Source organism: Methylobacterium sp. J-077, assembly GCF_022829365.1.
Taxonomy (GTDB): Bacteria; Pseudomonadota; Alphaproteobacteria; order Rhizobiales; family Beijerinckiaceae; genus Methylobacterium.
This window is the reverse complement of sequence record NZ_JAKSYJ010000213.1, coordinates 1-4,809: the sequence shown is the minus strand read 5'-3', so window position 1 is coordinate 4,809 and position 4,809 is coordinate 1. Positions and strand designations below refer to the sequence as shown.

6 protein-coding genes are annotated in these 4,809 nt (G+C 66.2%); 4 read left to right on the top strand and 2 right to left on the bottom strand.

The features are described 5' to 3' along the window. Window positions 1-343, top strand: a 343-nt coding sequence (locus tag MKL11_RS25895) for a transposase (protein ID WP_243948504.1), incomplete at its 5' end; no start/stop codon positions are given. A gap of 122 nt (window positions 344-465) precedes the next feature. Here the strand turns inward: MKL11_RS25895 and MKL11_RS25890 are convergent. Beyond that, window positions 466-1,227, bottom strand: coding sequence for a molybdate ABC transporter substrate-binding protein (locus MKL11_RS25890; protein ID WP_243948503.1), 762 nt, complete (start codon window positions 1,225-1,227; stop codon window positions 466-468). Between the two features lie 277 nt (window positions 1,228-1,504). Here MKL11_RS25890 and MKL11_RS25885 point away from each other — a divergent pair, with 277 nt between their 5' ends. Beyond that, window positions 1,505-2,191, top strand: coding sequence for a zinc metallopeptidase (locus MKL11_RS25885; RefSeq protein WP_243948502.1), 687 nt, complete (start codon window positions 1,505-1,507; stop codon window positions 2,189-2,191). Window positions 2,192-2,340: 149 nt separating this feature from the next. On the opposite strand, the gene MKL11_RS25880 is transcribed toward MKL11_RS25885, so the two are convergent. Next, a complete protein-coding gene (locus MKL11_RS25880) occupies window positions 2,341-2,961 on the bottom strand; it encodes a tyrosine-type recombinase/integrase (protein WP_243948501.1) in 621 nt (206 codons plus the stop codon). 160 nt (window positions 2,962-3,121) lie between these two features. On the opposite strand from MKL11_RS25880, the gene MKL11_RS25875 reads away from it, so the two are divergent. Continuing rightward, window positions 3,122-3,757, top strand: a complete 636-nt coding sequence (locus tag MKL11_RS25875; protein WP_243948500.1) for a DUF938 domain-containing protein — start codon at window positions 3,122-3,124, stop codon at window positions 3,755-3,757. Continuing rightward, window positions 3,754-4,482 (top strand): SDR family NAD(P)-dependent oxidoreductase, encoded by a 729-nt coding sequence (locus MKL11_RS25870; RefSeq protein ID WP_243948498.1) that lies wholly within the window; start codon window positions 3,754-3,756, stop codon window positions 4,480-4,482. Before MKL11_RS25875 ends, MKL11_RS25870 begins: the two co-directional genes overlap by 4 nt. The last annotated feature ends 327 nt before the right edge of the window (window positions 4,483-4,809 follow it).

Here is a 4,809-nt window from a genome sequence, read left to right as displayed (position 1 = left end):
CGTCGAGGCCACCGTCCCGCCCGGCAAGGCAATCCACGCGATCCTCGACAACGTCGCCACCCACAAGCATCCGAAGGTACGCGCCTGGCTCGCCCGGCATCGGCGCTGGACGTTCCACTTCACCCCGACCTCGGCTTCGTGGCTCAACGCGGTCGAGGGCTACTTCGCTGCCCTCACCCGTCGTCGGCTGCGGCGAGGCTCATTCACCGGCGTCGTCGACCTACAGGCAGCGATCAAACGCTACATCGCCGAGCACAACCGGAGCGCCAAACCCTTCGTCTGGACCAAGCCGGCTACCGACATCCTCGCCGCCGTCAGCCGGTCCCATGAACCATCCGTCTGAGTCAGTGCACTAGGTCTGGTCGAAGGCGGAACGTTCGCTATAAGGCAAAGAGCCGGCTTCCGTTCACCACCCAATCCCGACCTGCGACACGCTTCTCGGAGGTCGGCAACAAAACGGATCGATCAGTTGGGCTCCAGACCCTTGGCGCGGATGATCGCTACCGCGGCGGGGGCCTTGAGGAACGCAAGCAGTGCCTCGGCCCGAGCCTTGTCCGCAGTCGCCGAGATCGCCCCAGTCAGCACGACGTAGGACTGGACCTCCGCAGGGAACGGACCAATCACGTCCACCCCTGAGACCGACATCAACTCGGGCATCAGTTGCACGGCAAGGTCCGCCTCGCCCCGGGCGACGACCTCTCCGGTCAGACCGTTCGGGATCGCTTTGCCTCTGGCCTTCACCTCGTCCGTGATCCCGAGCTTCTGAAGGGCGGCGGCGAAGACCGCTCCGCTCGCGCCGGACGTGCTGTAGGCCACTGATCCTGCGCCGGTGAGAGCCCTCTTGAGTGCTTCGGCAGAGCCGATGTCAGGCCGCGCTGCACCTTTCTTGACGGCCAGGCCGACGCCCGTGCGAGCGAGCGCGGTCGCGGTGCCATCCGCGACCTTGCCCTGCTGGATAAGCGCCGTGATCAGAGGTGGGGTCAGGACCACAACGTCGAACGGCTTGCCCGTTTCGACCTGCGCCTTGAGGATGGCCGAGGTGTCGTAGGTGACGACGAGGCTGTCGCCGCTGGCCCGCTCGAATTGCGGGATGAGTTCGTCCAAGGCGGTCTTCAGTCCCTGCGAGCAGAGGACGATGACCTCAGCCGCATGGGCGTTGGTCGCGACACCCCAAACAGAGATCGCGAGCAGACAGAGTGTACGGAGCCTTCCTGAAAATCGCACCATCGTGCCCTCGACTTCGGCACTATTAGCTCTGCATTCGCTCCTCGGATCAATGGCGCCGTGACGGATCCCTCAGACGCGGTGGCCGAGGTGTTCGGCATACGCATCACCAAACCGCGGTTGCCGCCGTCCGCTCGAACGTCCGGTTTCAGCCGCAACGCGAGAGCCCGCTTCCCACCCAATCCGGTCTTTGACACTTGTCGCGCGATTGTTGAGCGGTGAACATCTCGAATAAGGCGTCGCGCTTCCACAGCTACGGCCGCATGCCTACATATCGCTCGTGCCCGTCCTCATAGCGCTTGGCGCCGCCCTCCTGTTCGGTTTCGTGTTCGGCCCCCATTGGTGGGTGCGCCGGGCGATGCAGCAACACGCCACGGAGCGGCCGGACTTGCCCGGGACTGGCGGCGAACTCGCCCGCCATCTGCTTGACCTGGCACAGCTGGAGCACGTCCCCGTCGAGATCGCGCCAGCCGACCACTACGATCCGGTCGCGAACATCGTGCGGCTATCGCCGGAAAACTATGATGGCCGCTCGATCACGGCAGTCGCGGTCGCGGCGCACGAGGTCGCCCACGCGCTCCAGCACGCGGCGGGGGACCGGCTCCTCGCGGCGCGGGTGAAGTTCGCACCGGTCGTGCGGGGCTTCGAGTTCGCCGCGGCCGTAGTGATGATGACTGCGCCAGTGGTGCTAGCCTTCGTCCATTCGCCTGTCCTGCTCGCCTTACAGGTGGGTATCGGCATCGCGCTCCTCGGCGTTCGCCTCCTATTCCACTTCCTGACGCTACCCGTCGAACTCGATGCAAGCTTCCGCCGGGCCCTGCCCATCCTGGAAACAGGTCGCTTCCTCGACGCCAGCGACATGCCCGGTGCCCGCACTGTACTGCGCGCCGCCGCCCTCACATACGTGGCCTCGTCACTCGTTGCGCTCGTGAACATTGCGCGCTATCGGCGACTCCTCCCGTTCTAAAACCTCCCAGGCGAGCGTCTTATTCTTCAGCCGCACTTACTTGGAAGCGCACCATCTCTTTCCGGTCAGACCCAATCCGCTGCTTGGCGCACTTATGGGACGGCAGGGAACTGGGCGCAGCGGCCTGCAGTAGGCCGCTGCGATCTTCTTCAAATGTCAGTCTGCTCGGACATAACCAGCGCGTCGTCTGCCTCGATGCCGAGGTAGCGCACTGTGCTCTCCAGCTTGGTGTGCCCGAGAAGCAGCTGGCAGGCTCGCAGGTTGCCCGTTCGCCGGTAGATGAGCGCGACCTTTGTCCGGCGCAGGCTGTGCGTGCCGTAGCCCGCGGGGTCGAGCCCAATCAGCGCCACCCACTCATCGACGAGCCGGCCATACTGGCGCGTCGTGAGATGCTCGCCCGGCCGGCTTCGGCTCGGGAACAGCCAGTCCCCGGCACGTAGACCCCGCAGCTTCAGCCAAGCCGCAAGCGTCTCGCGGGTCGTCTCGGTCAGTTCGAAGGGTACAGGCCGGCCAGTCTTCTGCTGCACGATGGTGGTACGCATGCGGATGCCGTCGCCGAGGTGGACGTCGGCCACACGCAGGCGGACGAGGTCGCAGCCGCGGAGTTTGCTGTCGATGGCGGTGTTGAACAGGGCGAGATCGCGAATGCGGCCCTCGTGCTGCAGGCGGGTGCGGATCGCCCAGATGTGCTTGGGCTTAAACGGCGGCTTGGGGCCGACGAGGCGGCCGAGGTTCCAAGGTCGACGGATGGTGTCACTGGTCGAAGGCATGACGAAACTCCGTTTGAGGAGCCATCAGCATCTCACCCCGACCGCGATCCGCCCTCGCCGCAGCTGCGCGCCATGAATTGAAGCCGCGTCGTTGCCTCGGAGCAGGCCTGCCGCCACGAAAGGGCATGCGGTTGGCATCGGCTGCCCTTAGAAGAGCTCCATGCCCAACGCCCTGTTCTCGCCGGCCGTGGCCCGCAACGCCGCCCCTATCGCCGAAGTCCTCAAGCGTGTTCTCCCGCCCAGCGGCATCGTCCTCGAGATCGCGAGTGGGTCCGGCGAGCACGCCGTCCATTTCGCCCGTGCGCTGCCCGCGCTCGTCTGGCAGCCCAGCGATCCCGATGAAGCCGCCCGTCGCAGCATCGTCGCCCATGCCCGCGCCGCAGGGCTAGCGAACATCCGGTCGCCGCTGGCGATCGATGCGATTCGTCACCCGTGGCCGGTCACCCGGGCTGATGCGGTCGTCGCGATCAACATGATCCACATCGCCCCCTGGGACGCGATCATCGGGCTGATGGCTGGCGCAGAAGCGACGCTCGCGGAAGGTGGTGTGCTCTACCTGTACGGTCCTTTTCGGGAGGGTGGCGCGCACACCGCTCCGAGCAACGCCCCGTTCGACGACAGCCTGCGCGCTAGGAATGCCTCCTGGGGGATCCGCGACGTCGAGGCGGTCGCGGCAGCCGGCCGGACGCACGATCTGCATCTGGACGAGCGCGTCGTGATGCCGGTTAACAATCTCAGTCTGATCTTTCGCCGGGGGCGCCGAAGCCCCGCCGTCGACAGGGAGGCTGGGTCTTGACCCCCACGCGCCCGACCAGCGCGGTTGTCGTCGGTGCGTCCGGCGGCATAGGCGGAGCATTGATCCGCGCGCTCGCAGCGCGTGCGGCCCACGCGCCAATCTTCGCGCTCTCTCGCTCGGGGGCGTCAGTTCCGCAGGGCGTCCGAACACTTCCGATCGACCTGTCCGACGAGGCGACGATTGCGGCGGCGGCGGCCAGGGTTGGCGAAGCCGGACCGGTCGGTCTGGTCATCGTCGCCACCGGCCTTCTTCACCAGACGGGCGTCTCGCCCGAGAAGACGGTCAAGGCGCTTGACCCCGCCGCGATGGCCACCGTTTTCGCGATCAATACGATCGGCCCTGCGCTCGTCGCCAAGCATTTCGTGCCCTTGCTGGCGCGACGGGAGCGATGTGTTTTCGCGGCCCTGTCGGCGCGGGTCGGATCAATCGGCGACAACCGACTGGGCGGCTGGTACGCCTACCGGGCCTCGAAGTCGGCGCTGAATCAAATCCTGCGAACGCTTGCGATCGAGGTCGCAAGCAGCCGACCGGAGGCGATTGTCGTCGGCCTGCATCCAGGCACGGTCACCTCCGGCTTGTCGCGGCCCTTCCGGCCGGACCCGACGGCCATCGGCGTCTTCTCACCCGAGGAGAGTGCAGCGCATCTTCTGCGCGTGCTGGATGGCCTGTGCTCGGACGACACCGGCGGCGTCTTCGCTTGGGACGGCTCGCCGATCCCCGCCTGAGCGCGGTCTCGGCCCGAACGGATAGCCAGGGCGACGCCATGCGATTGTGTGGGACCGGGATCGCTTACGACATGCGCCATCAGCGGACCTTCGGGCAAAACCACCTGAATGGCCGCTTGGAGTCCGATAGCTGCCGTTGAGATGGAATGGTCGGTCCGGCGACCACAACGTCCTCATGTCGTGCCCCATAAAGTTGACCCTAACCTTTGGGCGTCGATACGGTCGCCGTCATGGCCATGGCATACTCATACATCCGCTTCCCGCACCCGGAGCAGATGCACGGCGACAGCCTCCGCCGGCAGCGAGAGGCCGCTGATAAGTGGGCGG